The sequence below is a fragment of the Bacteroides congonensis genome (genome assembly GCF_900130125.1).
Taxonomy (GTDB): Bacteria; Bacteroidota; Bacteroidia; order Bacteroidales; family Bacteroidaceae; genus Bacteroides; species Bacteroides congonensis.
In genome coordinates, this window is the sequence record NZ_FQXY01000010.1 from 1,221,948 (window position 1) to 1,235,870 (window position 13,923).

Below are 13,923 nucleotides of genomic sequence, written 5' to 3' on the forward strand. Positions count from 1 at the left end.
AAATACCAATGAAAAGCAAGCTATTACTCACATGTACAGTTCTATTTTTCTGTTCTTGTTTTGTACTTGGACAGAGTCAGTCTTCTAAAGTCGTAAACTCTGGTGAAAATAATAACGGATGGGTTCAGCATCCGTGGCAGGGGAAGAGAGTAGGATATATAGGAGATTCTATCACAGACCCGAATTGCTATGGCGATAAGATTAAGAAATACTGGGATTTCTTGCAGGAATGGTTGGGGATTACTCCTTATGTATATGGCATAAGCGGCAGGCAATGGAATGACGTGCCTCGTCAGGCGGAACAGTTGAAGAAAGAACATGGCGGGGAAGTGGATGCAATCATTGTTTTCATGGGTACGAATGATTTTAATGCGGGTGTTCCTATCGGAGAATGGTTTACGGAAACGGAAGAACGGGTGATGGCGGCTCGTGGCGAGACTAAAAAGATGGAAACACGTAAGAAACGCACTCCTGTAATGGATGGAAATACGTATAAGGGGCGCATCAATATCGGAATGAAACGGTTGAAACAGCTTTTTCCGGATAAGCAGATTGTGCTGTTGACTCCGTTGCATCGCTCGTTGGCGGATTTTGGAGAAACGAATGTGCAGCCGGACGAAAACTATCAGAATAGCTGTGGTGAATATGTGGATGCTTATGTGCAAGCGGTTAAGGAAGCCGGAAATGTATGGGGAGTATCTGTGATAGACTTTAATGCGGTGACAGGACTGAATCCGATGGTGGAAGAACAGTTGGTTTACTTTTATGATGCGGGGTATGACCGTTTGCACCCCAATACGAAAGGACAGATACGGATGGCACGTACATTAATGTACCAGTTACTTACACTGCCGGTAGGATTCTAAAAGAAACCGGACAGAATTCTATGAGATTGTACGCAGATACATAGTGTTTCTCTATCAAATCCTTAATTTTGCATTCTATAAATAATAGAACCAATGAGACATATATTCCTGTTTTCCTTTGTTATTTTCTGGGTAGCTGCCTTGCCAATCCAAGGCAAGCAGAAAGATTTTATTTTAACTTCCGGTCAAAAGGTTGAGATAGCTTGCAGCCCCTCGGAAGAGTTAGTAGTACGTACCGCATTAGAAATGCTGGGTCGTGACATTCAGACTGTGTTATCGGCGACAACCCGGGTGAATGAGAAAATGGGAACGATTATAGCAGGAACACTGGGACAGAGTGAACTTATCGAACGAGCCGGTATAGATGTTTCTGTACTGAAAGGTAAGAAACAGGCTTTTCTGCTTGCAGTCTCTCCGGAAGGGAAACTGATAGTGGCAGGCAGCGACAAGCACGGTACGGCCTATGGCATACTCGAAATCTCCCGTTTGTTGGGAGTATCTCCCTGGGAATGGTGGGCGGATGTAACTCCGGAGAAGAAGAAACTCTTCAAGCTTTCCCGAAAGTTCCGGAACTTCCAGTCGCCTTCAGTAGAATATCGCGGTATTTTTATCAATGACGAAGATTGGGGACTGATGCCATGGAGCAGCAGGACTTACGAACCTTCGACTGTAAAAGGTGAAATCGGGCCGCGTACAAACGAACGTATCTTTGAACTGCTGCTTCGCTTGCGTGCCAACACCTATTGGCCGGCTATGCACGAATGTACGCTTCCTTTCTTTCTGACCAAAGGCAATCGGGAAGCCGCGAAGAAATACGGGATATTTATAGGAGCTTCCCACTGCGAACCGATGGCTTGTAATGCCGCCGGTGAGTGGAAACGGAGAGGAGAGGGCGCATACGACTATGTAAACAACAGTGCCGCCGTTTATAAATTTTGGGAAGACCGTGTGAAAGAGGTTGCAGGTCAGGAAATACTCTATACGTTGGGAATGCGTGGCGTACACGATGGCAAGATGCAGGGAGCCAAAACGGTGGAAGAGCAGAAGGCGGTGATAGACCGCGTATTTGTAGACCAGCGCGGGTTGATTGAGAAATATGTCAATAAAGATATTACCAAAGTTCCGCAAGTCTTTATTCCCTATAAAGAAGTACTCGATATTTATCATGCCGGATTGCAGGTGCCCGATGACGTTACATTGATGTGGTGTGATGATAATTACGGTTATATCCGTCATTTCCCTACGGCAGAAGAACGCGCGCGTAAAGGGGGCAACGGAATTTATTATCACGTCTCCTATTGGGGACGCCCGCACGACCATCTTTGGCTGGGCACAATGAGCCCTTCGCTGATTTATCAGCAGATGAAACTGGCTTATGATGAAGGCATACAGAAGATGTGGATACTGAATGTGGGAGACATCAAGCCTGCCGAATATCAGATTGAACTATTTATGGATATGGCGTGGAACCTGAATGCGGTTACTGCGGAAGGTGTGACTAACCACCTGAAACACTGGCTGACACGGGAATTTGGCACTTCATGCGCAAAGGCCGTATTGCCCGCAATGCAGGAACATTATCGACTGGCTCACATCCGCAAACCGGAATTTATGGGGAACACGCGGGAAGAAGAAAAAGATCCCGCCTATCGTATTGTCAAGGATTTGCCGTGGAACGAGAAAGAGATAAACGGGCGTTTACGCTCCTATAATGAACTGTCGGAAACTGTAGAACGGGCGGCAACGAAAGTACCGGCCAATAGACAAAGTGCCTATTTCGAACTGGTGAAATATCCGGTACAGGCTGCCGCGCAGATGAACCGGAAACTATTGTATGCCCAACTTGCCCGTCACGGAAAGGCAGATTGGGAAAAGAGTGATGCGGCTTATGACAGCATTGCCGTGTTGACACAGCATTATAATTCTTTGGAAGATGGTAAATGGAACCGGATGATGGATTTCAAACCCCGCAAACTTCCTGTATTCAACCGGGTGGAGAGAGCAACAGCTACTTCTCCGATGGTGGAAGAACGAACCGCTATCCATAAGTGGAACGGACTGGACGGCAAGAATAAGCCGGATAAAAACTCGGACTATGAAGGTCTGGGTTATGAAGGCCGTGCGACAGGTATCCGTATGAACGATGCGCTGACTTTCTCTTTTGATAACTGGAAAGCGGATTCGGTAGAAGTCGATATTCGTTTGCTACCGAATCATCCTGTGCGCGGAGAACAATTACGTTTCTCCATATCATTGGACAATGCGGCGCCTCAGGTGGTTTCTTATGAAACGAAAGGGCGCAGTGAAGAATGGAAGGAGAATGTATTACGTAATCAGGCTATCCGGAAGATAACGCTTCCTGTGTCCGGGAAGAAATCCCACCAACTGGTGATTAAGGCATTGGATGAAGGAGTGGTACTGGATCAGGTGATGCTTTATGTGCCGGATGGACATTGACCCCGCTTCTACTGACGGGCGAAAAGCCCGTCCACCTTTTTCTTCAAATCCTCTCCGCGCAAGTCCTTGTCTACGATTTTTCCTTCCTTGTCTATGATATATAATTTAGGAATGGCATACACCTGATAAAGTTCCGCGACCGGGCATCTTTTCATACCTTTGAGGGATGAAACATGAAGCCACGGTATCTGTATTTTATCAATGGATTTCATCCATGCCGCTTTTGAGTTATCCATAGAGATACCTACTACCTTTAACCCTTTATCTTTGTATTTCGCATAGATTTCCTTGACGGTAGGCATTTCTGCAATACAAGGCGCACACCATGAAGCCCAGAAATCAAGGATGACGATATGCCCTTGCAGGCTTGCAAGCGAAAATTCCTCTCCTGTCACAGTCGGTAACGTAAAATCCGGCGCTTTCGCTCCCGGTGCCAAAGCCTTCATCTTTGCAATGCTTTCCTTCAGTTCGATTCCCTTCGGCGTCTTTTTCGCCTTTTCTCCCATACCGTTGTAGAATGCTTCCGTCTCATCCACAGGAATGCCTTTCAGCAGATTCATCACAATGAAGTAAGGTGCGGCGAGACAATTCCCATACCGGCTTAGAAAATCATTCTTTTCGTTCTCCCTCTCCTGTAGAACGGCCTTGAGCTTCTCCTCACATTCAGCTTTCTTCGACAGGTTGTTCTCTTTGGCACTCTTCTCTATACCGGCGGCAAACATACCTTCGCTCATCTTGCGTATAAAATCATGCCCCCAGTATGCCAGGATAGCTTCAGAAGCCTTATGCTCTATTGAATCCCCTATTATTTCATAAGCGGCTGCCGGTTTTTTATAAGAGTACTCCATATCCCTTATGAGGATATTCGCGGGTTTGCCGTCACCCATCAGCGGTCGGAAGCCTTTGCTACCCTCATGGGTGAGGGACAAGAGTTGCATCTTGTCCAGTTTCCCCGACAACTTGTAACTTCCGTCCGGGGCTACGATGGTCGAATCAATCGTTACCGCTTCGGGGGTATCCGCAGGGAAGTTACTCAAATAGACCTTTTTCCCTATTCCGGTAGCCCATTTCCCTTCGATTTGATAGGGAACCTGGGCAAATCCCATTCCCGTTGCCAGGCAGATGGCGATTATGGTATTTATAATCCAACTTTTCATATACATATTTATTGGGTTTATCATTGATGTCTATACTTATCTGGAGAAATAATCGAGCGGAAGCGGGTCATCCGGACAAGTGCTCCTCTGAAATTCTATCAGGTCGGTTCCGGCTCTTTCCAACATGAACTTATAAGCTAGTGAAGCCCGGTTCTTTACTTTCGGAAAACGCTCGAATACCCTGTCTATTTGGGTCTTGGGTGTTTTCATGATGAAAGATACATAATAGCCGAAGTCTTCGTTGTTGCTGGGCTTCATAATGTAGTACAGTTCATCCTCAAAATAGACAGGATTGGCGTTGATAACTGTCGCCGAATAGCATGAATACTCCAAATCCGTAAATTCTCCTAGCGGATCCTCAAGAACATCTATCATAAAATAAGCCTCACTGGAAGCATTAAAATCTGTCGGCTCCACGCCTACGGCGGTATAAATGGAATTTAATAATGCCGTGTTGATGGAAGACTTCATTCCCTGCCAGTCATCCTCGTCCAGGTCATCCATGTCTTTGCTTACATGGGCGATAACTATGCCGTGTGTCTTCAACTCCAGTACATCCACCAGTTTGCTTTTCAGATATTCCTTATTGTCACATACGGAGTCTACCAGGAAGATTCTGTATGGGAGAAACTTCTTTGCAAATGCAGGCGGATATTCATTTAACGCATCGTTCTCCAGAAAGGAAACCATGCGTTTGATATACGTTTCGCTTCCTTCCTGCTTCACGGGGACATACCACTTGATATCACTGTTGCTCCATCCGAAATACAGGTCGCTTGCCGGAAAATCATACAATATTTTGCTGCTGTATTTCTTGTAGAACGCATTAATCTGGTTATCAATCGCTTCATTTCCCGTGTTTTCCGGATCATAGATCGTGCTGTTGAGCTCGTCGATAGGAGTCAGCGAATCCTCGGAGCAGGCGGTTATAGCTACCGTCATGACGATGCACCATGCATATAGTATATTCTTTATCATAATAGTACTTTTTTAATGGTTGTATTATTCAAGTGTTCCCTGCGAAGAAGAAGCGATAACTTCCCGCTGGTTGTTCTCAATAGCATTGTTATAATTAGTCTCATCTTCGGGAATAGGAAGCACATAGTTCGGACTTTCCGCTTTCAGACGATATGCCGAGTACTCTTTGGGCGAACTGAAAAGCCGATGTTCCACAGCCGGCATCCCTTGGCGGCGCATATCCCAAAAACGCATGATTTCTTCAAAACATAACTCCCTGCGGCGTTCCTGCCAGATGAATTGAATCAAATCGTCTTTTGTCGCGAAGTCCGAGACTTGCTTTTCGGCATCCGGGCTTCCCGATTTGTATTTCTTTACCCGCAGTTGGTTGAGCAACCCGATGGCATCATTGCTGACACCGCTTGCTTTCTGTGCATATGCTTCTGCCAGGTTCAGGTAAAGCTCAGGAGTTCTCCAGGCTTGACTGGAATAGTTTGTACCCGATCTCTGGTCGTATTTATGAGGGTGATATTGTCCCGCATAATAAGTCGGATTGCGCGTGCTGCCGGATTTATTATATCTTCTTTGGAAATAAGCCTGAAGCCGCAAGTCGTCCTCGTCATACAGCCCGATTAAAGAATTTTCCCCTGTCCACGAAGTGTGGAAACCATATTCGTAGTACATGAGTACAGGGTTGTTCGGCGCAAGGTAATCATAACCACCGTCACTCCGCCCGAATCCGAAGACCACTTCGTCCAGTTCCTGATTGTTGACGCAAAAACTGTTCTTCTCTACAGATGAAACATATCCGAATAACGTTGCGTCCTCAGTATTCAAGTCGTAGATAGAAGAATTCTTGGCCAGAAACTTCTCCGCTGCCGAGATTACCCCATCCCAATCCTGTTGGAACAAGGCGATTCGTGCTGCCAGGAAGTAGATGGCAGCAGAAGTGATTTCCGGTTTCCGGCCGTTGTACTTTTCGCACTGGAATACCGCTCCCGCCATATATTCCTGGGCTTTCTTTATGTCGTCATTGATTAATGCATACACTTCCCTGATAGTAGCTCTCGGTTGCGGAGCAATTTGTATTTCGGGGCTGGTCTTTATCACGACACCCGGTTTGTCAAGGTTGGCTGTCGAATAGGGAAGGGCATATGTGTTTATCAGGCAGAAGTAATGGTAAGCGCGCAGTGCGTACGCCTGTGCCGCCAAAGCCCGGTAAAGTCCTTCTTCCGTCTCCGCATAAGTCATCTCAGGCAAGGCATTGATGATAGTGTTGCATCCCAGGATATTGCTGTAACGTCCGCTCCAGAAACCGTCTCTGATATTCTCCGAGAAATCACTCTGCCATACAAAAGCGGCTTCACCATATCCTGCCTTGGCATCTATGCCTTCGCGCCAGGTGGTGCAATACCTGTCGTTTTTTTGTTCGGCGTCATAGTAGAGAGGCCCCATTTCCACATCATCCGTCATTAAGTTGACGAAAGAGATTTGCGAACCGAATTTGTCGGGGTATCCTTCTCCCAGGAGCAGCGGGGTGAAGTCGGTTACGGATTCGGGTATCAGCAAGTCTGCCGAGTCCTCTTTCAGATAGTCGTCGCATGAAAAGAGCGACAGGATAGCCATGAAAGATGCTATGTGTATAAGTTTCTTGTTCATGATTTCTAGCTGTTTGATGTTAAAATGATACATTTACTCCTAAACTGAACGTCGGTAAAGCGGGGATATTGGCTCCGTTTGTCTCCGGATCCAGTCCATTCCACTTCTTGTCCGCGATAGTGAATAAGTTGGTTGCTTGAAAACGCAGCATCAGGCTGTTGACATTCAACGGTTGCAACATCTTCTTGGGGAAATTATAACTGAGCGAAACGAGTTTCAGTTTGAGGAAATCAGCCTTCGCCACCCTGATATTGCTGTAATTATACATTTCGTATGGATAAATCGTTTTTCCTTTTATTGTTGCGTCATAAGTATCGTAGGCGGCTCCCGCTTCCGTCCCGAAGTAGTTGGTCAATGCGGTGCTGTTATACGGTGCCGGGTAGATGGTCTGGTCGCCGGGGTTGTTCCAACACTTCAGCCAGTCGGTGGAAAGGTTGCTCAACGGATCTATGTAATGTGTATTATCTGCGTAATAATTGGGAATCCGTGCCACGCTTCCGATGCTATACGTGAAATTCATGGATAAAGAGAAATCCTTATAACGAAGTTGCGTGTCGAATCCGCCGGTCAGTTTGGGGAAGATGGATCCGCAGCGCACCAGTCTCATGTCCGTCTTTGAGCCCCGGATCGACTCTCTTCCATCCCTTGTATAGAACATGGCATAGCCGTTGTCCTGATTGATGCCGGCAAACTCATAAGCATAAAGCGAACCGATAGGGGCTCCTTCTATTGCCAGACTGCCGCTCAACATCTTTTCGACAATTTCAACGTCGCTTAAATCTTCAGGGTTGGCATAAGTGATTTTGTTGATGTTGCGGCTGAAGTTCATGCCGACTCTCCACTCCCAGTCTTTCCTCTTTAAAAGTCCGACGTTGACAAAGCCTTCCACCCCCTTGTTGGTCATTTCTCCCGCGTTATAATATAGCAGCGTCCTTCCGTTGGATGAGGCTACCGTTTTACTCATAATTAAGTCGGATGTTTTCTTGCCGTAGACATCGACTCCACCTCTTATCCGTCCTTCGAGCAAGGAGAAGTCAATGGCGGCGTTCCACGAACGTGTTTTCTCCCATCTCAAGTCGGGGTTGGGCAATAGGCGGATACTTGAAGTCGGAATATTCTCCACCCTGTCTCCGGTCGTGATTATCAGATAGGGCGATGAATCTTCGTGTATATTTCCCTGAATACCGTAAGACCCCCTGAGAGCCAGATTATCTACTAGGGAAACATCTTTCAGGAATGCTTCGTTCATCAAGTTCCATTTCACCGCAAACGAGTAGGTAGGCAACCAGCGGTATTTGGGGTTACTGCCGAATTTGTTGGAACCGTCCGACCGGATATTGGTGTTCAGGATATACCGGTTGTCATAAGAGTAGGAAGCCACTCCGTAGAAAGAGGCAACCTGTGTGAAGGAGTTGGTATTGGCAGGAAGTGTCTTTCCCGTCTGTATATACTGCCTGGTGAATAGCTCGGTTATCACCGGATTGAACTTCTCACCGAATTCCGGTGTCCAGCCGTACCCCGTGATTCCTACGCCTTTGTAAGCGTTCCGCCGCGCTTCCGTACCTGCCATGATGTTGATATGATGGTATCCGCCGAATATTCCGGTGTAACTTACCTGATTCCTAATGGTATAACCCGTCTTACGTAGATTGGACTGATACAGCATACCACCGTAGGGAAGTGCGGATGCATTGTAGATATCCGTATCATAGGGAGTGTACATGCCATAATCCCATCCTCTGATATCGCTTATGTTGTAAGACTGTTCGGTAGCCCAGTCCCTTTGTGCCGTATTGGTATTGTGGTAAGAGAAAGTGCCTGTATATTTCAGTCCGCTGATGATATTCACATCCAGTTGGAGCAAGGCGTTGAAATCATCCAGTTGCGATGACTTTCCGGTATTGTCCAGTTCTTTGAGGATATTGTAGCCGATAGACTTTGTGCCGGTGTTTCCGGCTTTCTCATACGTCATATAGTATGAACCGTCATTGTTGAAAGCAGGAATGGTTCTTGACTTGCTATATGCATAGTTGAAAGGATTGACAGAAGAACTGTATCCGTTATTGGCCGTGTTGGTAAAGTCGACTTTGGCGGTAAAGCTGATGTGCTTGTTAATATCCATCGTCATCTTGGCCAGCGTACTGATCTTTTCAGTATCCGAACCTTTCGCCGCGCCTTCGATATTCTGATAACCGGCAGAGATGTAATAAGTCATTTTCTCCGTACCACCGGACACGCTGACGTTGTGCGTATGCGTGATGCTGTTGCGGAACAGATGCTTGAACCAGTCCGTATTCCTTGTCTGCATGGCGCCGACTTCCGATTTGAACTCGTCCAAAGTCATGTCTTTGTTCATCAATGCTTCATAAGCGCCCTCGTATGTCGGGCCATACGGCGTACGTCCGAAGTTGTATCCGGCATCGACCAGTTGTTTGGAGAAAGCGATACGCTCCTGCGAATTCATCTGATGATAATTGGAATAGGAAGGACGGGTGTTCAGTGTGACATTACCATTATAAGTAATGACGGGACGTCCTGCTTTTCCTTTCTTGGTAGTTACCACAATCACCCCATTGGCGGCTTTCACACCGTAAATGGCAGTTGCCGACGCATCTTTCAATACGGTGATACTTTCAATATCCTGCGGATTTACTCCCGAGATGGCATTACCTATCAGATATTCGGCATCTTCACTATTGATATCCGAAGCGGTGAAAGGCACGTCCTGTTCCAAGATCACTCCGTCCACCACCCATACCGGCGATTTATTACCGTTGATGGTAGCATTACCACGAATACGGATTTTAGGAGTGGCACTAGGCTCACCCGAAGTATTCATTACCGCCATGCCCGGTATAGTGCCCTGAAGCATCTGGTCGATGGAACTGACTCCCTGCACCATGATGTTCGCGGCTTTTATGGATGAGACGGCACTGGCAGACTCCCGGCGATCCATCACCTGATAACCTGTGATGACAACCTCATTCAAGGCGGCATCGCTCTCTTTCAGGATGACAGGAGATACTTTCTTATTGCCAAGCCCCTTTTCGACAGATACTTTGACCTGCCTTGTCTGCATTCCCAGATAAGAAAACCGGAGTGTGTAGGTTGCGTTGTTCTCAATTAAAAAGTTGTACGCTCCGTTTATGTCAGTGGTTGTCACCCATTTCGTCCCCTCTATGATGACATGCGCTCCGGGAAGCGGCTGTCTGTTCTCGTCTATGACGATGCCGTCCAACTGGCATAGCCTGGCTTTTGCTTCGGCTTCCGGACTTCCGGGTTTCAGGGCAATTGTAATAAAATTGCCGTCTATCTTATATACCAACGGCTTTTTGCCGATTACTTCATCCAGCATTTCGCTGATTGTCTTGTTCTTGATACTCCCCGTGACGCCATAGGCAAAGATATCTTCATGGTTAAAGATAAACTTATATCCGCTTGCCTCTTCAATTTTCTTGAAAGCATTGGCAAGCCGCTCATTCTTGAACTCAAGTGAGATTCTCTTTTCACTTTGTTGTCCCCGGATATTGGCGCTGAACATTGTTAAGGCTAAGAATAGCCAGAACATTTTAACCGCAAAGTGATTCATTCTGCTCCTTTTGAAGGAATTAGTCCAAATATTCACCATGATTATGCATTTAGTGTTTGACAAACTTTGTTCTTTTACTCCTGTTTAAACCCTCTCGTAAGCTTTTTTAAGCCTTCTATATGTTTATTACGTTTTATCTTGGGGAATGGGTGACAGAAAAGAAACTTTTTTTGAGAAAATGCGGGCAATTGGTTTTAATTTATACTTTCCGAATAATTATGCAACAGGTAAACACTTGAATTGTGTAGCAAAATGAAAGGTGTTAATAGACTAAAACTGCCATACAGCCATGTTTGTGTGGCTATATGACAGTTTACGGTATCACAGAGTTAAAAAACTATTTTGCGAAAAGCTCATCCATCTTTTGGGAAAGTTTTTCTCCGCGCAGGTCTTGCGCTATGATTTTTCCTTGTGCGTCAATGATGTACATGCGGGGGATGCCCGTCACCTTGAACATTTGCGCTATGGGGCATTTCCATCCTTTCAGTGAGGATACGTGCTTCCAGGTCAGTCCTTTTCTCTCGATGGCACCTTTCCAGGCAGCTTCTTTCTCGTCCAGCGACACGCCGAGAATCTCCAGTCCTTTGCTGTGATATTTCTCGTAGATTGCTTTCAAGTTGGGCACTTCCGCCAGGCAGGGGCCGCACCAGGACGCCCAGAAGTCCAACAATACAATGTGTCCGCGGAGCTCATGCAGGGAAAGTTTCTTCCCTTCGGGAGTGGTCAGTTCAAAATTGGGTGCGATACCGCCTATGTTGACCTGTTGCATATCTTCTATCTTTTGCTTCAAAACCACCCCCGGAGCCGATTTCTTTACCCGGTCTGTCAGCTTGTCGTAGAAAGAAAGCACCTCGTCCAGTGTTTGGTTCGTCATTAGATAACGCTCGAAGAAATAGGTGGAAGCAACGTCATTGCGGGTAGTATCCATATAGTTCTGCACCGACCTTGCAATCAGGCTGTCTATCATGGCTACTTTGTATTTGGCCGAATCAATGGCCGTCGTATCTTTTGAGTTCAATGCTTGTGACAGTGTTATCATCTTCCCCAGTTGGAAGAAAGAAGCGGTGGTGGAGAGCGTCTGCCCCGATTTCAGGACTTCTTGTTCGCGGTCACCTTTGACTTCTATATGAGTGGTGTTGCGTGTTTTCCCTTTCTTGTCGGTGGTTGTTTTCTCCTCGATAGTAACTTGAAGAGGGGTTGTGCTGACAAAGATTTCGGCTTTATTCTTGGGGCTGCAACTGATAGCCATCCGTTGTTCCTCTTTTACCTTTCCTTTCAGTGAGAAAGAAAAATCGGGGGTAACTTTTACCGAGTCGACTGCTTGCAGGCTGTCGGCCGTGATGTATTTCTGCAGATAAACCGTTTTTCCGGCTCCGTTCTCCCAGGTTCCTTCAATCTGGTAGGGCACTTGCGCCACAGCCATAGAAACAACTGGCAAGAAAAAACAAAGTCCATAAAATCTTTTCATTTTCATCGTTCTCTTTTTTATAGTTTACTTATCGTAATCCGGTTACCCTCGAGGGTAGCCTTCACTTTTCCTACCTGATTGAGAAGCTTGAGAACTTGTTCCGGCCGGTCTGTACGTTCCGCCCAGAAATTGAAATGATAGTGCATGGATGCTTCGTCCGTGAAAACGACAGACAGGTTGTACCAGCGTCCGATAGCTTTCATGATTTCAACGAGCTGCGCTTCCCTGAAACAGAATAAATCTTCTTTCCAGGATACGTACTCGTTGATGTCTACCTTGCGCGGGATGAGCATCAAGTCGTTTTCATCCAGAGGAGCATCCTCGCCGGGATGAAGCTGCAATTCATTCTCCTTTTGGGTGTCGGATACGATGACGCTGCCCGATACCAGTGTGACATGCCTGCTTTCATGCGGGTAAGATCGGAAGTTGAATTCGGTTCCCAGTACACGTGTTTCCGCAGTTCCGCTTTTTACGATGAAAGGACGGGCGGCGTCTTTGGCCACATGGAAAAATGCTTCCCCTTCCAGTTCCACTCTCCGTTCTTTGCCGGCAAACCGGTTGGGATAGTGCAGCTTGCTTTCCGCGTTCAGCCAGACTTCCGTTCCGTCTTCCAGTACGATTTTGAAGTTCTTACCTCTCGGCGTGCTTAATATATGTGTAGTCACCGGCTCTTCCGCTTCGGTGGCGTGTCGGTATCTTAGGGACTCATTTTCCAGTTGAGCCCCTGTCTTCGCTAATAAATGTTTGTTTGCTTCACTGGTGATAGGCACAATCTGTCCGTCACCGGTTTGTAGTTCTATGCTCTGCACTCTTTCAGAAGCGGGGAAAACAACCGCCACTTCTGTATACGGATTTTCTTCTGTGGTAGAGAAGAATGAATAACCTATGGCGAGCAAGGCGATAGCTGCCGCACTTGCCGCCCATAAATAATACTTTCTGAATGAGGACGTCTGGTGATGCGGGTCTACCCGTTTCCAGGCTTTCTCCACATCCGGCGCCATCTGCGGGCTCAGGTTCATCAAGGCTTCCCGGCTGTCCATCATTTCACGGAACAGGGTGTGGTGGGATTCCTCTTCGAGCCAGGCAATGAACTCTTCCGACCGGCGGAATTTCCGGTCGTCCAATGCCCGTAAGGCATATTCGTAATCTTGCTCCTGCATGTGTTGCTCTTCAGTTTTCATATTCTATATATTATTACGTTGTGCTATAAGAAATGGGTGACAATAAAAACTCTTTTTTTGTCTCCGTGTGCAATTACTATTTCCCGGTTTTGTATCTGACGAAAGATAAGGCTCTGGATATGAGTGTTTTCACAGTGTTGACCGTGATGCCCATTTCTTCCGCCACTTCTTTATATTTCTTTCCGTGGAGAAAGCAGGCTTCAAAGACCTTGCGGGTCTGCGGCGGGAGTTGGTTGATGGCGGACATCACTTGGGAGATACGTTCCTGATGTTCTTCGTCGTCACTGTTTTCTTCCCACTGTTCGGCGTTTTGCGAGATATTGGAAGCATATCTGCTCTTCACGTCGCAGTGGCGCAGGTGGTCGATGCAACTGTTGCGGACGAGGGAATATAATAAAGGCAGTGGCGAAACGTCTCCCACTACCGTATCATAGTTTTCCCATAAATAGCTGAAGGTGTCGCCCACTATATCCTCTGCACATTCCTGGTCGCCGACCAGGTTGAACGCATAGAAATACAGCCGGGTATAGTTCGCCCGGAACAATGCTTCAAAGTCTTTGTACTTCTTCTCTTTTGAATAGGTCATAAT

General features: G+C 46.7%; 9 protein-coding genes. 2 read left to right on the forward strand and 7 right to left on the reverse strand.

The window, feature by feature from the left end; all coding sequences use genetic code 11:
* Positions 1-8: 8 nt before the first annotated feature.
* Together BQ7997_RS15930 and BQ7997_RS15935 are read left to right on the forward strand one after the other, a co-directional pair.
* Positions 9-866 carry an SGNH/GDSL hydrolase family protein gene (locus BQ7997_RS15930; protein ID WP_073347186.1) on the forward strand — a complete coding sequence of 286 codons (858 nt, stop codon included), beginning with the start codon at positions 9-11 and terminating at the stop codon, positions 864-866.
* A 93-nt stretch (positions 867-959) separates the two neighbouring features.
* Positions 960-3,323: a glycosyl hydrolase 115 family protein gene (locus BQ7997_RS15935; protein ID WP_073347187.1), complete on the forward strand. Its 2,364-nt coding sequence runs from the start codon at positions 960-962 to the stop codon at positions 3,321-3,323.
* A gap of 8 nt (positions 3,324-3,331) precedes the next feature.
* Here the strand turns inward: BQ7997_RS15935 and BQ7997_RS15940 are convergent, their stop codons facing one another.
* The 7 genes from BQ7997_RS15940 to BQ7997_RS15970 form a co-directional block, all read right to left on the reverse strand.
* The gene (locus tag BQ7997_RS15940; protein ID WP_159436773.1) at positions 3,332-4,480 is read right to left on the reverse strand and encodes a TlpA disulfide reductase family protein; all 1,149 of its coding nucleotides are present in this window, start codon (positions 4,478-4,480) and stop codon (positions 3,332-3,334) included.
* A gap of 36 nt (positions 4,481-4,516) precedes the next feature.
* Positions 4,517-5,458, reverse strand: coding sequence for a hypothetical protein (locus tag BQ7997_RS15945; protein WP_073347189.1), 942 nt, complete (start codon positions 5,456-5,458; stop codon positions 4,517-4,519).
* Between the two features lie 24 nt (positions 5,459-5,482).
* Positions 5,483-7,096: a RagB/SusD family nutrient uptake outer membrane protein gene (locus BQ7997_RS15950; RefSeq protein ID WP_159436774.1), complete on the reverse strand. Its 1,614-nt coding sequence runs from the start codon at positions 7,094-7,096 to the stop codon at positions 5,483-5,485.
* Between the two features lie 19 nt (positions 7,097-7,115).
* Entirely contained in the window at positions 7,116-10,685 is a 3,570-nt protein-coding gene (locus BQ7997_RS15955) for a SusC/RagA family TonB-linked outer membrane protein (protein WP_159436775.1), read from the reverse strand.
* Between the two features lie 337 nt (positions 10,686-11,022).
* A complete protein-coding gene (locus tag BQ7997_RS15960) occupies positions 11,023-12,153 on the reverse strand; it encodes a TlpA disulfide reductase family protein (protein WP_159436776.1) in 1,131 nt (376 codons plus the stop codon).
* A 17-nt stretch (positions 12,154-12,170) separates the two neighbouring features.
* On the reverse strand, positions 12,171-13,334 hold the full coding sequence (locus BQ7997_RS15965; RefSeq protein ID WP_073347193.1) for a FecR family protein: 1,164 nt from the start codon (positions 13,332-13,334) through the stop codon (positions 12,171-12,173).
* Between the two features lie 76 nt (positions 13,335-13,410).
* Positions 13,411-13,920: an RNA polymerase sigma-70 factor gene (locus BQ7997_RS15970; protein WP_073347194.1), complete on the reverse strand. Its 510-nt coding sequence runs from the start codon at positions 13,918-13,920 to the stop codon at positions 13,411-13,413.
* Positions 13,921-13,923 lie beyond the last annotated feature (3 nt).

Bases quoted from the DNA above. Each gene is read 5' to 3' on its own strand.
- BQ7997_RS15950 (WP_159436774.1), bottom strand. From the start codon at position 7,096: ATGAACAAGAAACTTATACACATAGCATCTTTCATGGCTATCCTGTCG.
- BQ7997_RS15930 (WP_073347186.1), top strand. From the start codon at position 9: ATGAAAAGCAAGCTATTACTCACATGTACAGTTCTATTTTTCTGTTCT.
- BQ7997_RS15965 (WP_073347193.1), bottom strand. From the start codon at position 13,334: ATGAAAACTGAAGAGCAACACATGCAGGAGCAAGATTACGAATATGCC.
- BQ7997_RS15940 (WP_159436773.1), bottom strand. From the start codon at position 4,480: ATGAAAAGTTGGATTATAAATACCATAATCGCCATCTGCCTGGCAACG.
- BQ7997_RS15970 (WP_073347194.1), bottom strand. From the start codon at position 13,920: ATGACCTATTCAAAAGAGAAGAAGTACAAAGACTTTGAAGCATTGTTC.
- BQ7997_RS15960 (WP_159436776.1), bottom strand. From the start codon at position 12,153: ATGAAAAGATTTTATGGACTTTGTTTTTTCTTGCCAGTTGTTTCTATG.
- BQ7997_RS15935 (WP_073347187.1), top strand. From the start codon at position 960: ATGAGACATATATTCCTGTTTTCCTTTGTTATTTTCTGGGTAGCTGCC.
- BQ7997_RS15955 (WP_159436775.1), bottom strand. From the start codon at position 10,685: ATGAATCACTTTGCGGTTAAAATGTTCTGGCTATTCTTAGCCTTAACA.
- BQ7997_RS15945 (WP_073347189.1), bottom strand. From the start codon at position 5,458: ATGATAAAGAATATACTATATGCATGGTGCATCGTCATGACGGTAGCT.